This is a genomic window from Pseudomonas sp. H26/SER47-MNA-CIBAN-0231, from assembly GCF_040310465.1.
GTDB classification, from domain to species: Bacteria; Pseudomonadota; Gammaproteobacteria; order Pseudomonadales; family Pseudomonadaceae; genus Aquipseudomonas; species Aquipseudomonas atacamensis.
In genome coordinates, this window is record NZ_JBEOPW010000014.1 from 80,780 (window position 1) to 96,438 (window position 15,659).

15 protein-coding genes are annotated in these 15,659 nt (G+C 58.9%); 9 read left to right on the forward strand and 6 right to left on the reverse strand.

Going from position 1 to position 15,659, the window contains the following annotated elements:
* Positions 1–52 precede the first annotated feature (52 nt).
* From AAEZ10_RS19900 to AAEZ10_RS19910, 3 genes are all read right to left on the reverse strand, one after another.
* On the reverse strand, positions 53–418 hold the full coding sequence (locus AAEZ10_RS19900) for a hypothetical protein (protein WP_350570632.1): 366 nt from the start codon (positions 416–418) through the stop codon (positions 53–55).
* The gene (locus AAEZ10_RS19905; RefSeq protein ID WP_258606141.1) at positions 415–1,260 is read right to left on the reverse strand and encodes a phosphoribosyltransferase-like protein; all 846 of its coding nucleotides are present in this window, start codon (positions 1,258–1,260) and stop codon (positions 415–417) included. The genes AAEZ10_RS19900 and AAEZ10_RS19905 overlap by 4 nt, the downstream gene beginning before the upstream one ends.
* 254 nt (positions 1,261–1,514) lie before the next feature.
* Entirely contained in the window at positions 1,515–2,447 is a 933-nt protein-coding gene (locus AAEZ10_RS19910) for a LysR family transcriptional regulator (protein ID WP_350570635.1), read from the reverse strand.
* 145 nt (positions 2,448–2,592) lie between these two features.
* Here AAEZ10_RS19910 and AAEZ10_RS19915 point away from each other — a divergent pair, with 145 nt between their 5' ends.
* The 3 genes from AAEZ10_RS19915 to AAEZ10_RS19925 all read left to right on the forward strand — a co-directional run bounded on the left by AAEZ10_RS19915 (position 2,593) and on the right by AAEZ10_RS19925 (position 6,075).
* On the forward strand, positions 2,593–3,639 hold the full coding sequence (locus tag AAEZ10_RS19915) for an SDR family oxidoreductase (protein WP_350570637.1): 1,047 nt from the start codon (positions 2,593–2,595) through the stop codon (positions 3,637–3,639).
* A 57-nt stretch (positions 3,640–3,696) separates the two neighbouring features.
* Entirely contained in the window at positions 3,697–5,007 is a 1,311-nt protein-coding gene (locus AAEZ10_RS19920) for an NTP/NDP exchange transporter (RefSeq protein ID WP_350570639.1), read from the forward strand.
* 165 nt (positions 5,008–5,172) lie between these two features.
* Complete coding sequence (locus AAEZ10_RS19925) at positions 5,173–6,075, forward strand: bestrophin family protein (protein WP_350570641.1); 903 nt, start codon at positions 5,173–5,175, stop codon at positions 6,073–6,075.
* A 43-nt stretch (positions 6,076–6,118) separates the two neighbouring features.
* Here the strand turns inward: AAEZ10_RS19925 and AAEZ10_RS19930 are convergent, their stop codons facing one another.
* A complete protein-coding gene (locus tag AAEZ10_RS19930; RefSeq protein WP_236169219.1) occupies positions 6,119–6,418 on the reverse strand; it encodes a hypothetical protein in 300 nt (99 codons plus the stop codon).
* A 110-nt stretch (positions 6,419–6,528) separates the two neighbouring features.
* Between AAEZ10_RS19930 and AAEZ10_RS19935 the strand changes: the two genes are divergently transcribed.
* The gene (locus tag AAEZ10_RS19935; protein ID WP_350570644.1) at positions 6,529–7,143 is read left to right on the forward strand and encodes a DapH/DapD/GlmU-related protein; all 615 of its coding nucleotides are present in this window, start codon (positions 6,529–6,531) and stop codon (positions 7,141–7,143) included.
* Positions 7,144–7,251: 108 nt separating this feature from the next.
* Here the strand turns inward: AAEZ10_RS19935 and AAEZ10_RS19940 are convergent, their stop codons facing one another.
* A complete protein-coding gene (locus tag AAEZ10_RS19940; protein WP_350570646.1) occupies positions 7,252–7,650 on the reverse strand; it encodes a hypothetical protein in 399 nt (132 codons plus the stop codon).
* A gap of 372 nt (positions 7,651–8,022) precedes the next feature.
* Here AAEZ10_RS19940 and AAEZ10_RS19945 point away from each other — a divergent pair, with 372 nt between their 5' ends.
* Together AAEZ10_RS19945 and AAEZ10_RS19950 are read left to right on the forward strand one after the other, a co-directional pair.
* A complete protein-coding gene (locus AAEZ10_RS19945) occupies positions 8,023–9,006 on the forward strand; it encodes a helix-turn-helix transcriptional regulator (protein ID WP_122708116.1) in 984 nt (327 codons plus the stop codon).
* Between the two features lie 166 nt (positions 9,007–9,172).
* Positions 9,173–10,300 (forward strand): mechanosensitive ion channel family protein, encoded by a 1,128-nt coding sequence (locus tag AAEZ10_RS19950; protein WP_350570648.1) that lies wholly within the window; start codon positions 9,173–9,175, stop codon positions 10,298–10,300.
* 36 nt (positions 10,301–10,336) lie between these two features.
* Here the strand turns inward: AAEZ10_RS19950 and AAEZ10_RS19955 are convergent, their stop codons facing one another.
* Entirely contained in the window at positions 10,337–12,256 is a 1,920-nt protein-coding gene (locus tag AAEZ10_RS19955; protein ID WP_350570650.1) for a tyrosine-protein phosphatase, read from the reverse strand.
* 338 nt (positions 12,257–12,594) lie between these two features.
* Between AAEZ10_RS19955 and AAEZ10_RS19960 the strand changes: the two genes are divergently transcribed.
* The 3 genes from AAEZ10_RS19960 to AAEZ10_RS19970 all read left to right on the forward strand — a co-directional run bounded on the left by AAEZ10_RS19960 (position 12,595) and on the right by AAEZ10_RS19970 (position 15,650).
* A complete protein-coding gene (locus tag AAEZ10_RS19960) occupies positions 12,595–14,133 on the forward strand; it encodes a methyltransferase regulatory domain-containing protein (protein ID WP_350570652.1) in 1,539 nt (512 codons plus the stop codon).
* A gap of 280 nt (positions 14,134–14,413) precedes the next feature.
* Complete coding sequence (locus AAEZ10_RS19965; protein ID WP_350570654.1) at positions 14,414–15,295, forward strand: manganese catalase family protein; 882 nt, start codon at positions 14,414–14,416, stop codon at positions 15,293–15,295.
* A complete protein-coding gene (locus AAEZ10_RS19970) occupies positions 15,288–15,650 on the forward strand; it encodes a hypothetical protein (RefSeq protein ID WP_073475017.1) in 363 nt (120 codons plus the stop codon). Before AAEZ10_RS19965 ends, AAEZ10_RS19970 begins: the two co-directional genes overlap by 8 nt.
* The last annotated feature ends 9 nt before the right edge of the window (positions 15,651–15,659 follow it).

Sequence of the window (15,659 nt, forward strand, 5' to 3'; positions counted from 1 at the left end):
GACTACACTCCAACGTACTAGCCTCTGCAGGCCGCGAGATGATACTGCATTCCTATTTCGGTTGAAAGCGTTTTTTGTTTAAAAGGTCCACGTTAGGTATGTAGTAATCATCCAAAAGCTTCGGACGTAAAAAATCCGGAGGTGCTTCGCGCCATTCTTTTTTTATTGAAACCAATCTAGGTAATGCTGCTTTAGCATTTATCTCGCCTGCCACTGACAAGCGCGCCACACCTAAATTTTCGACAATCAAGTTTAACTTTAGAAGTCGAGCATACCTTTCAAGAAAAAACTTTAGCGAAAACCTACTCCTACGATAAATAGTGAACGGTTCCAATCCGCCTGACGACGCCAAAATAATGTATAACAACTTAACATCGGCAAGTATGAGATCGCGTTGCACTTCAGGACTAAAATTCATGCATCCCCCATAGCCCTAGTCATTAATACATGTCTATCTTCGCCATCACTATTGAAAGCCCACCAGAAAATAGGAAAAACACTATTGGGGGCGTTTCCATCCTCTCGGCAGTATGTTGCTTGGGCCTCATTATAACCGAGGCTCGGCATTGCTCTGCCTTCATACTCAGTGGAAAGATTTCCCTCAACAAGTCGCATTAAATCGCGATGCCGAGCAGCCTCTACTGATGGGTAATAGTCATCAATGCCCTTTTTGACAAGCCTTTGCGCAGTCATATCGATACCAGCGGCAGTCACATTCCCCAGACCAAACTCAGTAGAGACTAATACTTTCACCGCAATAGAATAATCCACGACCCCAGCATTTGTTAACTGCCTATGGATTGACGCAACTCTACCTAAAACGGTTTGCCCCGAGCCAACAAACTCATCGATTAGCACTATTTGGTTGTGTTTGGTTTTTTTGTATTGTTTGTATACATCTCCAAAATCATTAATTATCGCATGATGTCGCCACTTTTTTTTCTCCATAATCGGCTTTAGAGTGTAGGCTACAAGTTGCGAGCTGTCAGTTGCGGAGCCGGTACCCATCGCAGTTATTAGCGTACTAGCTTCCCGACCATAATACTTGGCAACTATTTCGCTGGCGAGGCTATCTATAAGTCGATAGTTATCTTCTCTATTTATATAAAGAAATCTATTTATTACGTCAGAGATAAGCTGTCTTGATGTATCGCACTGACAATCAGAAAAAAGAACATGTTCAAGCTCATCAATCTTTCCTTCCAGCCATGGCTGACTTCTGATTATATTAAGCATCAAATTAAAGTGTTCTTTTTTCATTGGTGCGCTACACGCCTGAGCTGATCATGCCTTGACAAGAAACGGCATCATAGCAGTTAAATTAATAGCCACAAGCCATTATAGCGCTGATCAATACTTTCCAAGGTGCGTTCGATAATGCTGAAACGCCCCGGGTTTCGTTGACACTTCTAAGCCTCAATACAGACCTGCTAGGGCACCCTGCGCAACAGTCTGCTTTTGGCCGATTGCTGCCCGTCGCCATGCGCGCCCTGCTGGCAGACCATGCATTAGCCTCACGAAACAGCGCCGAATACACCTGCACTCTCCGCAATCTCCCCTTCCCCCCGCAAAAAATCCACAAACGCCCTCAGCGGCGAAGGCATGTGGCGTCGGCCGTGGTAATACAGAAACGGACCGTCGAAGACCTGCCACCAGTCCTCGAGAATCGGCACCAGTCGACCATCGGAGAGCGGCTCGCGCAGGAAGTCCTCGAAGGTATAGACGATGCCCAGTCCGTTGATGGCCGAGCGAATTTTCAGATCGTGCGACGACGTCAGCAGTTGCCCCTGAGGCGGGATACGCACGATACGGCCGTCTCGATGGAACTCGAATACGCCGACTTTGCCACTCTCGAACCGATGGCCAAGCAGGTCATGGCCCGGCAGTTCTTCGGGGTGAGTGGGCGTACCGCGTTCAGCCAGATAGCCCGGGGCGGCCGCTGCAACGAAGCGTTGGCGACGCGGGCCGATGGGCACGGCGATCATGTCCTTGGCCAGGCTTTCTTCATAGCGCACGCCGGCGTCATACCCGCCAGCGTTGACGTCGACAAAGGTGTTGTCCATGACGATTTCGACACTGATCCCTGGATAAAGGCGCAGAAAACGCGCCAGCAGGTCGGGCAACAGAAAGCGTGCCACCGGCACTGGCACATTGAGCTTGAGCGTGCCGACCGGGCGCTGAGCGTCGTCGTCGAGATCGTTGAAAGCGGCGTCGATTTCTTGCAAGGCCGGGCGCAGGCGCTCGAGCAATCGTTCGCCGGCTGCCGTCGGCGTGACGCTACGCGTGGTTCGATTGAGCAGGCGCACGCCCAGGTCGCTTTCCAGCCGGCGCATGCAGTCGCTCAACGACGAGGCGGACAAACCGCGCTTCTGCGCCGCAGCACGAAATCCTCCCGCCTCGACCACCGCAGCAAATATCGACACATCGGTAAGGTTTGGTTTACGCATGGACGCTTCCTCTGCAAGCGGCTGACTGTACGCCATACCGTACGGGCCATCCACCAATGCCCGACTTATCCTCGCGCATTCGTACACCGATACTGCTCACTCGCCCCCGCCAACCGGGACCTGTCACGCGAATGAGAATCCCCCGATGAGCCATTCACCCGCTACGCCGAGCAATACCGCGACCCAACGCCTCCTCAAGGCCGCCCGAATGCTGTTCGCCATTTCCGCGCTGGCCGGCACGCTGGCTGCCCAGGCGACTCCCCGAACGGAGCCGAAGCCGGACTGGTCAACCCACGATATGCCCAGCCAGAAAGGCCGCATTGTGCTGGTGACCGGAGGGACCAGCGGCATGGGCTATGAAGACGCGCTGGCCCTGACGCGCGCCGGTGCCGAGGTGATCATCGCCGCACGCAACGCCGAGCGCGGCCGCGAAGCGATCACGAAGATCAAGCAAGCCGTGCCCGAGGCGCGCGTGCAATTCGAAACGCTGGACCTTGCCAATCTGCAATCGGTGCGCGACCTCGCCAACCGTCTGCAAGGGCGCCTGCCGAGGCTGGACGTGCTGATCAACAATGCCGCGATCATGTCGCCGCCTGTTCGAGGCGTTTCGGCCGACGGCTACGAGATGCAACTGGCGACCAATTACCTGGGGCATTTCGCCTTGACCGGCCTGTTGATGCCGCTGCTACGCAAAAGCGACGATGGTCGGGTGGTCAGCCTGTCGAGCATCGCCGCCGGGCGCGCAAGCCTGAACTTCGATGACCTGCAGGCTGAGCGCGATTACGACCCTTTCGCCAGCTACAGCCAATCGAAACTGGCGGTTCTAAAGTGGAGTATTGAGCTGCAGCAGCGCAGCGATGCCGCCGGTTGGGGGATACGCAGCATCGCCGCGCACCCCGGCGTTGCCGTGACCGAGCTGATCGCCCGTGGGCCTGGCCTGGACAGTCAATTCGGCAAACAATGGGCGGTAGAGCGGGACATGTATCATTCCGCAGCGCAGGGCGCGCTGCCCACGCTGTATGCGGCGACGGCGCTGGAGGCGGTTGGCGGCGCCTACTACGGCCCTACCGGTGATAACGAAAAGCGCGGGCCGCTGGGCTTCGCCAAGATGCCGCCGGCCGCTGCCGATCGCTCGAATTCGGCCACACTGTGGCAACTCTCCGAGCGACTGACCGGCGTCACCTACCGCTGACCGCCCGGCACGGGCAGGCTCCGTGCCATTGCCCCGCCACTCCCACAGGAGCGCAACATGGATATGTCTCTTCTCGCCCACCGCGCCGGCGCCATCATCAATGCCGAGGCTCACGAGCTGCGCCCTGCGCTCAACGGTTTTCTGCTATTCGTTTGCCTGTTCGCCGGCTATTTCATGCTCCGTCCGATCCGCGAATCGATGGGCATCACTGCCGGCGTCGAGAACTTGCAGTGGCTGTTCACCGCGACCTTCCTGGTCATGCTGGCGGCCGTTCCGCTGTTCGCCTGGCTCAGCGCACGCGTGCCGCGCCTGCATTTCGTCGACTGGGTATACGGATTCTTCTGCACCAACCTGCTGTTGTTCGCCGCCTTGTTCCTGGGCGAGGAAAGCCCTTGGCTGGCGCGCGTGTTTTACGTGTGGATATCGGTCTACAACCTGTTTGTCGTATCGGTCGCCTGGAGCCTGATGGCCGATGTATTCGACAGTGCCCAGGCCAAACGTCTGTTCGCGTTCATCGCGGCGGGCGCCAGCGTCGGCGGCCTGAGTGGCCCTGCGCTGAGCGCCTTGCTGATCGGTCCGCTGGGTGAGTCCGGCCTGATGCTGCTGGCCGCTGTTCTGCTGGCCGCTGCGATGTGGTTCAAGCGCCAGTTGATGCGCTGGCGTGAACGGGGTGGCGCAGGACGCCCCGATGCCGCGCCGAGCGAAAGCCCTCGCAGGCCGTTGCCGGGCAATCCGTTCAGCGGTATGACGGCGGTTTTGAAATCACCCTACCTGCTCGGCATCTGCGGCTTTGTGGTGCTGCTGGCGACAGTCTCCACCTTCCTTTACTTCGAGCAGGCACGCGTCGTCGCCGAACACTTCCCGGACCGCGAGGCGCAGGTGCGCGTGTTCGGCATCATCGACTTTGTCGTGCAGGCGGGCGCCCTGCTCTGTCAGCTGTTCATCACCGGACGCCTCGCCCAAAAGCTCGGCGTCGGCGTGCTGTTGGCCATGGTGCCGCTGGTCATGTGTGCGGGGTTTATCGGACTGATCTTCGCGCCCAGCTTTGGCCTGATCGCCGCGCTGATGATCGTGCGCCGCATCGGTGAGTACGCCTTCGTGCGCCCAGGCCGGGAGATGCTGTTCGCCCCGCTCGATGCCGAAAGCAAGTACAAGGCGAAGAACTTCATCGACACCGTGGTCTACCGCGCCGGCGACGCCATCAGTGCCTGGGCAAAAAGCGCGCTGGACGCCCTCAGCCAAGGTGCAGGCGTGGCGGCGCTGGTCGGCGCGTTGTGTGCACTGCTGTGGGGTCTGCTGGGATGGCGGCTCGGCGAACGGGCGGACCGCCGAGCCAGTGTGGCGGGAGCGCGGCAAAACCCAGCGTAACGCGGTCGAATCGAGAGACGAGGATATTTCTCGAAAGCATTCGCCATGCACAGGGCCAGACTTTACAGACTGACTGACGGCTGACCGCCCCACCAGGGAACTGCGGGTGCAAGGCATCGTCCGAGCTTAAGCGTTTAAGCAAACTGCTCGCCACGAGGTTTCCGTTTGAAAGCTGCCATCGTCAAAAAATACCGTCTGATCATCAAGACCCTGGGTTACGTGGGCTGGTCTTTGTTCTGGTTGCTGCTCTGGGACATCGCCGTCACCGTCGACTTCATGCTGTTTCTCAACGCCAAGCTGAACCTGCCGTTGATGCCGCTGACCTTGCTCGGTTCGGCGTTGATCGTGTTGATCAGTTTTCGCAACAGCAGCGCTTACAACCGCTGGTGGGAAGCACGGACGCTGTGGGGGTCGATGATCAACAATTCCCGCAGCTTCGCCCGGCAGGTGCTGACGCTGCTGGACGACGCTGGTGGCGAGGTTAACCCGGTCAAATCCACGATGTTGCGCCGCCATGTTGCTTATGTGAATTGTCTTGCCGCGCACCTGCAAGGTCAGCCGTGTCCCGACGAGGTACGGGCGTTTATTCCCGCCGAAGAATTCGCCCGCAGTGGCACAACCAATAACTTTGCCAACGATATCCTCACCGGCTCGGCAACTCTGCTCGCTCGCGAATACAAGGCCGGGCATCTGGACAGTATTCGCCTGGCGCGGCTTGAGTCGACCCTGGTGGATCTGTCCAACAGTCAGGGCGGGATGGAGCGAATCGCCAATACCCCGCTGCCCTACCCTTATGTGTATTTTCCGCGGCTGTTCATTTCGCTGTTCTGCCTGATCGTACCGATAGGACTGGTGGAATCCCTAGGCTGGTTCACGCCGCTGGCGTCGACTGTGGTCGGGTTCATGCTGCTGGCCATCGAGCGCATCGGCACCGATCTGCAAAGCCCGTTCCGCCACAGCGAACACCAGATTCAAATGGAAGCGCTGTGCGAAACCATCGAAAAGAACTTGCAATCGATGCAGCGTGATTCGTTGGGGGATGTGCGCAGGGTTGAAGAGCACGCTTGAGGCGCTGCTTTAGCAGCAGCGCTTTACATCAGCTGCAGAGCGGCTATTGACGAGTGTCCGCCTCCTCGGCCGGGTAAAACTCGCCCTGCTTGCCCATTTCTTCCAGCCGTTCGCGCGCTACCGCCTCAACACGGGCCACTGCGTCACGATCGTCGGGATCCACCAGCTGCAAGCACAGGCGTCGGACATTCTGATCATGGGTTCCCTCGCTGAGCATTTCGTGGGTGAAGACTTGTTCAGCACGCCATAGGCATAACTGGGTATGGGTCCCGCCGAGCCATATCTCGTTGATTGATCCAAGATCAGTGGTTGCCAGTTGATCTACGGTAATTGTCTTATCCATTGCGCCGTACCTTGAAAATGCTTGTACAGGTACGACTGGCAGGCATAGCGAGTCGTTCAAGTCGTCGACAGTCCACCCACGCCCCACTCTCACTTATTCGGGAGACTCTTATGAAATCGCCAAAAATCGAAGATTACATCGCTCAATGGCCATTACTGGGCGTGGACTCCGCTGCCCCTTGGTCAGTGGTTCAGGGTTGCGAGAGCCGGATTCTGAAATTGCTTGAAACGCTCGGCCCGGGATACCGGCGCCACAACAATTGTGCGATTCATGAAACCGCCATCGTTGAGCAAGGCGCCGTTCTCAAAGGCGCAATCATCATCGGCGAAGGCTGTTTCGTCGCGGCGGGCGCTTACCTCCGTGGAGGCGTTTACCTGGGCAGAAACTGCATCATTGGCCCCAGCAGTGAGCTGAAAAGTACCTTCATGCTCGATGGCAGCAAGCTTGCCCACTTCAACTTCGTCGGCGACTCATTGATTGGTGAAGCGGTCAATATTGAAGCCGGCGCGATCATCGCCAACTACCGGAACGAACTGGACGGGGCTGATATCAGGATCCGCCATGAAGATCAGGTGATCGACACAGGCGTCAGCAAGTTCGGAGCGCTGGTGGGCGACGGCTGCAAGATTGGCGCAAACGCTGTGATTGCTCCTGGCGCTTTGTTGCGGCCCGATACGCGTATTCCTCGCTTGTGGTTGATTGATCAGTTTGCTTACGATCAATAGCAATCAGCCAAAATGCACAGGCGTGCACGCCGCGGCGAGTCGAAGCGGGAAAGTCTTCTTTTAGCAACAAGCGGCAATCAGGCTTTGGACGCCCATATAGCCTCTTATTTAATTAACGGTAAATTTGTTGTTGGTTTTATTCGTCGTACTGTCAACAAACCAAATCGCGCCCCCGTCTGTTAAAACCCTGCTGCATTCCTTGCCGTATTTTTGATAGGCAACGCAGATCACATCCCCCGTAATCACCCAACTTCCTGACTGCATGGACTCGCTGGAAATCTGAATCTGTGCAGTTCCGTCAGCGCTTAATACTTGAGAAAAAGGATAGCCAGTGGAAGTTACGCTGGAATGTTTTCGGCCTATGACCGTAGTTTTTATTTCGCTGCCCGTTAGCTGCTTTGCGGTCGCCGGTGCGTCCGCATGGGCGTCGAGTGCAGCTTGATTACCGGACGAAGCGCAGCCAATCATAAATAGAACGGCAACCGCACAAAAAAGGAGCTTTTTCATAACTATCACCCTTTCGCTTATTGAAGCGCTATAGAAGTACCGGACTTATATTAGACACGGAACGGATCGACAATATATTCGATTACTATAAAGCCAATAGCACTCCCACCTATCCATCCCCAAACTGTAAAGCAATCGGACACAATTCGATTTAGTTTGGTAGCGTCGCCGCCATTTAATTTTGCGAACTCACACCATTCAACTTAACGATGTAGTGCTGGCGCCCAATTGGCGATTTCCGCCCATAGCGAGCCATCAGAAATGACCGCTGAAGTCGAAAGCAAACGATGCTCCAAAGCCTTGTCACCAGACAGTCACGCCAATTCACTAATCTTCCCATCCCCCCGTCGCCCCAAGAGCCCGCATTCCAAAATGCCGCCCATCACCGCCACCTCCCCACTCCGCCAAAAGATCATCCTGCGCTCCGACAACCTCACCTCTTCCGACTTCGGCGCCCTGTTCTCCAGGCTCTTCGGCAACCGCTACGCCGAGACTCCGCCGCCACCTTCCAACATCATCATCGGCGGGGTCTACGGGCGGCACGACGGGGTGAGTTTTCGGCGTATGCATTACCACGGCGATTTCAGCGTCACCCTTCCCGACCCGCAGAACGAAATCACCTTCGTCATCCCCACCGCCGGCAAGATCGTTTTCAACCACGCCACCGAGTCCATAGGCATGGAGCATGTCGGTCTGGCGATCGACAAGGCGGATATCCGTTCGATGCGTTTTGTTGACGATCACGCGCATCACGGCATTTCGATCAATCGTCTGCAGCTCACCGAGCGGTTGTCGGCGCTGCTGGAGAAACCGGTCGTGCAGAAGATCGTGTTTGAGCCAAGCGTGGATCTGAATACCCCGGCATTTCAGGGCCTCAAGGCGTTGATCGATCTGGCCACGGGCACTGAGTTCGATGCCTTGATCAACAGCGGCACGCTGATGCCGTCACGGTTGCGCGAGATGTTGATCGATGCGGTGCTGGAGGCGTGGCCGCACAATTTCACCGAGGCTTTACGGGGCCCGGCGCCGTGTGTGGCGCCGCGACATGTGAAGGTGGCGATGGAGTTTATTCAGGCGCATCCGCAGCAGTTGGTCAGTGGCGTGGATCTGGCGCGGTTGAGCCATGTCAGCCAGCGCGCCTTGCAGGAAGGCTTTCGACGTTTTGTCGGGATGTCGATCGTCGCTTATCAGCGGCAGGTGCGTTTGCAGCGCGCCTATGAGGCGTTGGCGCGAGGGCATGCAGGCTCTGTGACGGAGGTGGCGTTGCGTTTCGGCTTCAGCAATGTCGGGCGCTTTTGTCAGTATTTTCAAAGCGCTTACGGCGTAAGCCCAGCGGAGTTGAAGGCCAGGCGTTGACCATTCGGTCCGGCGAAACCTGCATTTGATTGAACAGCAGGAATCTCAGGGCGACTAACCCCAGACAGGTCGTTTGACGGCATCGCCGATTCAAGCGGCGTTTACCTGGCTGCGACCGACGGTGCGTTTCTGCGCGCGTCGGTGCAGGCTTCGCAAGGGGGTTTCCATGACCGAGGATTTCATCGGCTTTTTCACGGCTCACACGATTTTAGGAGTTTCACTGGCGAACTGGGTCCTGGCGTTCCTCGCCGCGATACTCAGTTATCTGCTGACCACCACAGCGATCCGCTTCGTTTTCCGCAAGGTGCAGGCCCGGGCCAGTGCCGGCAATGGGCACCTGACCTACATGGCCAGCGAAGTGCTGGCGGCGACCAGCACCACGTTGCTGCTGTTGGCGTCGATTCTGGTCGGCATCGGGTTGCTGGATTTGCCGGAGCGCTGGCTCGGGCGGGTCAGCAGTTTATGGTTCGTGGTGGCGGCGTTGCAGGTCGGCCTGTGGACCAACCGCGCGCTGGCGCTGGGGTTGCATCGGTATTTCTCGCGGCATAACGCGACCGGCACTTTTCAGGCGAGCGCCCTGGCGACCCTGAGCCTGTGGGGCGTCAAGGTGTTGCTGTGGGCGGTGATTCTGCTGGCGATGCTGTCGAACCTGGGCGTCAACATCACTGCATTCGTCGCCAGCCTGGGTGTCGGCGGTATCGCGGTGGCGCTGGCGGTACAGAACATTCTCGGCGACGTGTTCGCCTCGCTGTCGATTGCCGTCGACAAACCGTTTGAGGTGGGCGATTTCATCGTCGTCGGCACGCTGGCCGGTACGGTCGAGCACGTCGGCCTGAAGACCACGCGCATCCGCAGTCTCGGCGGTGAGCAGATTGTCATGGCCAACGCCGACATGATCGGCAGCACCATTCAGAACTACAAACGCTTGCAGGAACGCCGAGTGGTGTTCGAGTTTCGTCTGACTTACGAGTGCACCAGCGAACAGATCCGCCAGATCACTCAACGCGTTGAAAGCATCATCAAGAACGAAAAACAGGCACGCTTCGACCGCTGCCATTTCCGCAGTTTTGGTGAGAGCGCGCTGGAATTCGAGACGGTATATATCGTTCTGGACGCCAGCTACAACGTCTACATGGACGTGCAGCAACGCATCAATCTGGCAATCATGGAAGCGGTGGCCGAGCTGGACGCGACGTTCGCCTTCCCGGCGCGCACCGTGCATGTCGCCTCGCTGCCCGAACCCAGCGCACAGCCGGCACGCACACAGCAACCTTCGCGTGCGCAGCATGCTTGAGCGCAAGAGCCCGGCAATTTGCCGGGCTCGCTGTGTTCAAAACGCGTAACTGGCCTTGAGTCCGCCATTGAAACCATGGCTGTCACCGCCACCGTTGGCGCCGACCTCAGCGCCCACACTCAGGGCACCGAGGTTGGCCATCAGATTAACGCCGCCGCTGAACTGGTCGCGGTTGTCGAACGCCGCGCGCTGCTCGATATCCAGCCCCAGCAGCTGGCCTTCGCTGTCGACTTGCTGATTGCCGAGCGCACGTTCATAGCCCACGCGAACGCCCGGGACCAACTGCCACGCACCCATGGCCACTGGGGCAAATGACACGTCGAGATTGGCTACCGCGCTGCGGCGGGTCTGCTTGATGCCATCGACGTCGAGCGCCAGCTCACTGCCCTTCTCTTTGAAACCTTGCAAGTCGAGATGACTGACGCGAAAGCCCAGGCTCGGCTCGAGAATCACGCCGTTGAGCGGTGCGCGATAACCCAGCGCCAGGGTCGCGCCAGTGAGATTGCCGTGAGTGTCGCCCTTGGCAGTGCCAAGACCACCGCCGAGCTCGCGTTTGCTGTCGTAGTCGACGTAACCGGCGCTGGCGTTGGCATCGACAAACATGCCGCGCTCGAGGCTGGTGAGGCCGTACCGCGCACCGAGGTTGAGGAAGGTGAAGTCCGTATCGGCCTCGCCACCCGCGCCGCCCACGCGGCCCTTGCTGTAGCCAAAGCCGCCGCGTGCGCTGAGTTGTTCGTTGAAGCGCTGGGTGATGCCGAGCATCAGGCCTTGGCTGTGCTCGTTGCTGCTATCGGCGTGGGCTGAGCCGTCGGTGCCGACGTAGCTGGCGAGCGCGGTACTCCAGAGGCGGTATTGGCCGATCTTCAGATCGCTGCCACTGGCGAACGGTGCGGCGGCTTGTTCGATCATCGCGTTCTGCCGCAGCAGGTAGCTGGTCGCATCAGCGTGGACCTGTCCGCCAACTTGAGATTCGACACCGCCCAGAGTGCCGGCGTCGATCGCCGATTGCAGGTAGTAGTTGTAGGCGCTGTAGGTGCCGGACAGCTCGGAGTTCTGCAACTGCCGCAGCAACTCGGCACCAGCGGCGGCATTGCCTATCAGCCCGGCCTGCCCCGGCAAGCTGTTGTACTCGACCAGTTTGCCGCGCAATACGTAAATGGTTTCCTGGGACAGACCGAGGCCCTGCTTGAGGTAGTTGTCCATGCTGCCGTACTCGGCGGCGACCTGGTCGAGACCGGCCTGCAAGTAACTGGCCTGAACGCCGAGCAGCGGCTCGTAGACAGCGGCCATGCTCGGCGGCAGCGCTTTCAAGGTCGCGGCGACACGGGCTGCGGTGTAGTCGTTGGTCGCCAGATAATTGGCCATGATCGTCGCCTCATCGACGCCAGCGATGCTCTGCAACACGGCGGCGGTCCAGCCGGTGCGGTCCTTGCCGGCGGTGCAGTGGAACAGCTGCGCGGCGTCGACACTGGCCAGCTCATTGAACAACTGGCCGAACTGCCCGCGCATGCCGGCATCGCTGACGAAAGCGCGGTTGGTTTCCTCCATCATTGCCACCGCTTCGGCGGCGCTGTGGAACGAGATATTGGTGATGTCCGCACCCGAGGTGGTGCTGCCGATGATGTCGATATTGCGGTAGGCCGCGCCCGTGATCATCGTGTCGGGCGTCGCGGCGATTTCGCTGGGCGTGCGCAAGTCGTAAATGGCTTTGATGCCGAGGCCATTGAGTGTCGCCAGATCCGCCGCCGACGGCGTCAATGCGTTGGAGCGGTAGAACACGCCGCTGCGCATAACGCCGTCGTGGGCGGTGGAGTACGCGGTGGTGATGCCGGCGATGTCGCGAAAGTTGTCGATGCCGGACAAGCGCGGCGTGTCGAGGGTGACAGGCTCGGCCGCGTGGGCAGCAGCGATGGACAGGCTCAGAACGGACAGCGAACACAGAAGACGTTGGAACACAGTGCAGCCTCATGAAATCAGCGTTGGGCTGGTCACTATGGGCAGGCGAGTGGGAGGGAATATGACAGTTTTGGCGCGCAACAAAATGCCTGCGCGAATGGGCCGTGGGGTGCGTGATCGGTCCATCAATCCTGCTTGAATGTATTGAAGATCCCTGTGGCAGCGAGCCTGCTCATGAAAGCGGCGTGTCAGCCGATTATATTCAAACTGAAAAAAAGCTTTCGCGAGCAGGCTCGCTCCCACAGGGTTTGGGGAAGTATCCGTTTTTTCAATTTGTCGCGCGCAATGCCAACCCCTTATAAGACTGCCATCACTTTCAAGAACAAGAGGCTGTACCCATGAGCAACGCCTGGAACGAAGGTTATTTCACCGACGAAGGCTACACCTACAGCTATAGCCGGGAGATCAATCCGGTGTTCCTGCGTTACTGCCTGTTGCTGCGCGGCTTTGCCACGCTGGAAAGCAGCGACGGCGTGCACTGCGAACTGGGTTTCGGTCAGGGCGTGTCGATCAACATCCACGCCACCGCCAACCCGGGTTCGTTTGTCGGTACGGACTTTCATCCGGGTATGGCGGCCCATGCCATCGACCTCGCGACTGCCGCCAACAATGGCGCGCGTCTATATGACGACAGCTTCGAACAGCTGCTGGCGCGCAACGATCTGCCGCAGTTCGACAGCATCAGCCTGCATGGCATCTGGACCTGGGTCAGCCGCGACAATCAGAAACTGATCGTCGAATTCGCCCGCCGTCACCTGAAACCGGGCGGCATGCTTTACGTCAGCTACAACTGCTTCCCCGGCTGGTCGCCGTCGGCGCCGCTGCGCAATCTGTTCAGCCTGCATGACCGTTTCGCCAACGCCTCGGCGCGCTCCGATGAGCGTATTGACGCCGCACTGGAGTTTTCCGAAGCGTTGCTCGCGGCCAATCCGAAGTATGCCGCTGCGGCACCGAGCCTCGGCGCGCGGCTGCAGAGCATCAAGGGCCAGGATCGTCACTACGTCGCCCACGAATATTTCAACCGTGACTGGAACTGCATGTACTTCGCCGACATGGTCGACGCGCTGGCCCCGGCCAAACTCGACTACGCCACCACGGCAGTGCCGCTGGACTCAATCGACCCGCTCAACCTGAGCGCCGAAGGCATGGACTTTCTGGAAACCATCGAACACCCGATCATGCGCGAGCAAGCGCGGGACTACTTCGTCAACCAGCACTTCCGCCGCGACCTGTACGTGCGTGGCGCGACGCGCCTGTCCGCTGCCGAACGCCGCGCAAGGATGCTGCACAGCCGTTTCGCGTTGCTGCAACCCTGGGAAACTGTCGCAGGCTCGGTCACCGGTCCTGCCGGCGAAGCGACCCTGCAAGCGGAAATCTACGGCCCGGTGCTCGATGCCTTGGCGGTACAGAACTATGCGGCCAAATCGATGCGCCAATTGTTGTCCGAGGCTGCGCTGGCTTACGACGACCTCGAACAAGCCCTGGCCGTGCTGATCGGTATGGGCGCTGTCGCTCCGTGCCAGAGCGAGGCCGCCGAGTCGCAGGTCAGCGGTCGCTGCGCCGCGCTCAATCTGCAACTGTGCAAACGCTCGCTGTACGGCGCCAACATCCAGACCCTTGCCAGCCCGGTCACCGGTGGTGGCGTGACGGTCAGCCGCTTCCAGCAGTTGTTCCTGATCTCGATCAAGCAAGGCAAACAGCAGCCGGCCGAATGGGCGCAACTGGCGTGGGGGGTGATCAGCGAACAAGGTGAAGTGCTGGTCGACAATGGCCAGCCGCTGCTCACTGCCGAAGCCAATATCGCCGCACTGACCGCACAGGCGCAGGTGTTTGCCGAGCAAACGCTGCCTGTGCTGAGGGCGCTTAAAATCGCTTGATTGCAAACGAACCAAGGTGGGAGCGAGCCTGCTCGCGAAAGCACTGGATCAGCCGCCAAATCGGTGACTGACGTACCGCATTCGCGAGCAGGCTCGCTCCCACATTGGTCGAGGAACGTGCCTAAGCCAACCGTCCTGTTTGCGGAACTTTCCGCGCTCTGCCGCCCGTCCTGCCACTCGGCAAAAAACGAAATTTCTGCTGCGCGCCCTCCTCACAAACTATGCATGCGCCAACGCCCACAAGGGCAAGGCGCGATAGCCTGGTCTGAGGAAAATTTGAATGTTCATACATAACAAGCGACTTCAGTACACCGTTCGCGTGGCCGAGCCCAACCCGGGTCTGGCCAATCTGCTGTTGGAACAATTCGGGGGCGCCAATGGCGAACTGGCCGCAGCAGCGCGCTATTTCACCCAAGCCTTGGCCGAGGAAGATCCGGGGCGCAAAGACCTTCTGCTGGACATCGCTACCGAAGAGTTGAGCCACCTGGAGGTGGTCGGCTCGATCATCGTCATGCTCAACAAAGGCGCCAAAGGGCAACTCGCCGAAGGCGTTCAGGAGGAAGGCGAGCTGTACCGCGCGCTTAATGGCGCCGGCAATGACTCGCACATCACCAGCCTGCTCTATGGCGCCGGCGCGCCTCTGGTCAATTCCGCTGGCGTACCGTGGACGGCGGCCTACGTTGACTCGATCACCGAGCCGACCGCCGACTTCCGTTCGAACATCGCAGCCGAAGCGCGGGCGAAAATTCTCTACGAACGCTTGATCAACATCACCGATGATCCGGGCGTCAAAGAGGCGCTGGGCTTTTTGATGACGCGGGAAATCGCCCATCAACAGTCCTTCGAAAAAGCCCTGCATTCGATCCAGCCGAACTTCCCGCAGGGCAAACTGCCGGGCATGCCAGAGTTCACCAACAAGTACTTCAACATGTCTGGCGAGCCCAACGTTCGTGGTCCGTGGAACGAGGGCGGCGCGTGGGAGTACGTGGAAAACCCACAACCTGCGGTGGACGGCGGCGATGGTCTGGCGACCGTCACCCTGCCGACTGAAGACCAACAGGTGCTGGAGGCGATGAAGATCCGCACGGCGTCTGACCCACTCAGCGAACCGGTGACCGGTGCTGATCTGGGCTCCGGTTACGTGCAAGGCAAAGATGTCTGAACCCCGTCCGGCGGCCCCGGATCGGGGTCGCCACTTGCTCAAGGTGATCAACATGAAAAACAGCAAAGTCTCGGCACTGACCTCTGAACATTTTCAACGTTTGATGGAGCACGCATACGCCGGTTTTGAGCTGGACTGCAAACAGGCCTGTCGGGGATTGAAAGTCAGCATGGCGGTGAATGTATTTGGCCTGGGCACCCTGCTGCCGAATAATTTCGCTGAGGAGACTGCCGTTCCGCCAGCGGACGCACATCCAGCCGTCGACGACGCCTTGCCCACGATGCCGGTGGTCGCCAAGCGCGTATTGGCGCAGCGCAACCGTTCCATCGACGGGGCGGAAAGTTTTCATCGGTAACAGGAGCGC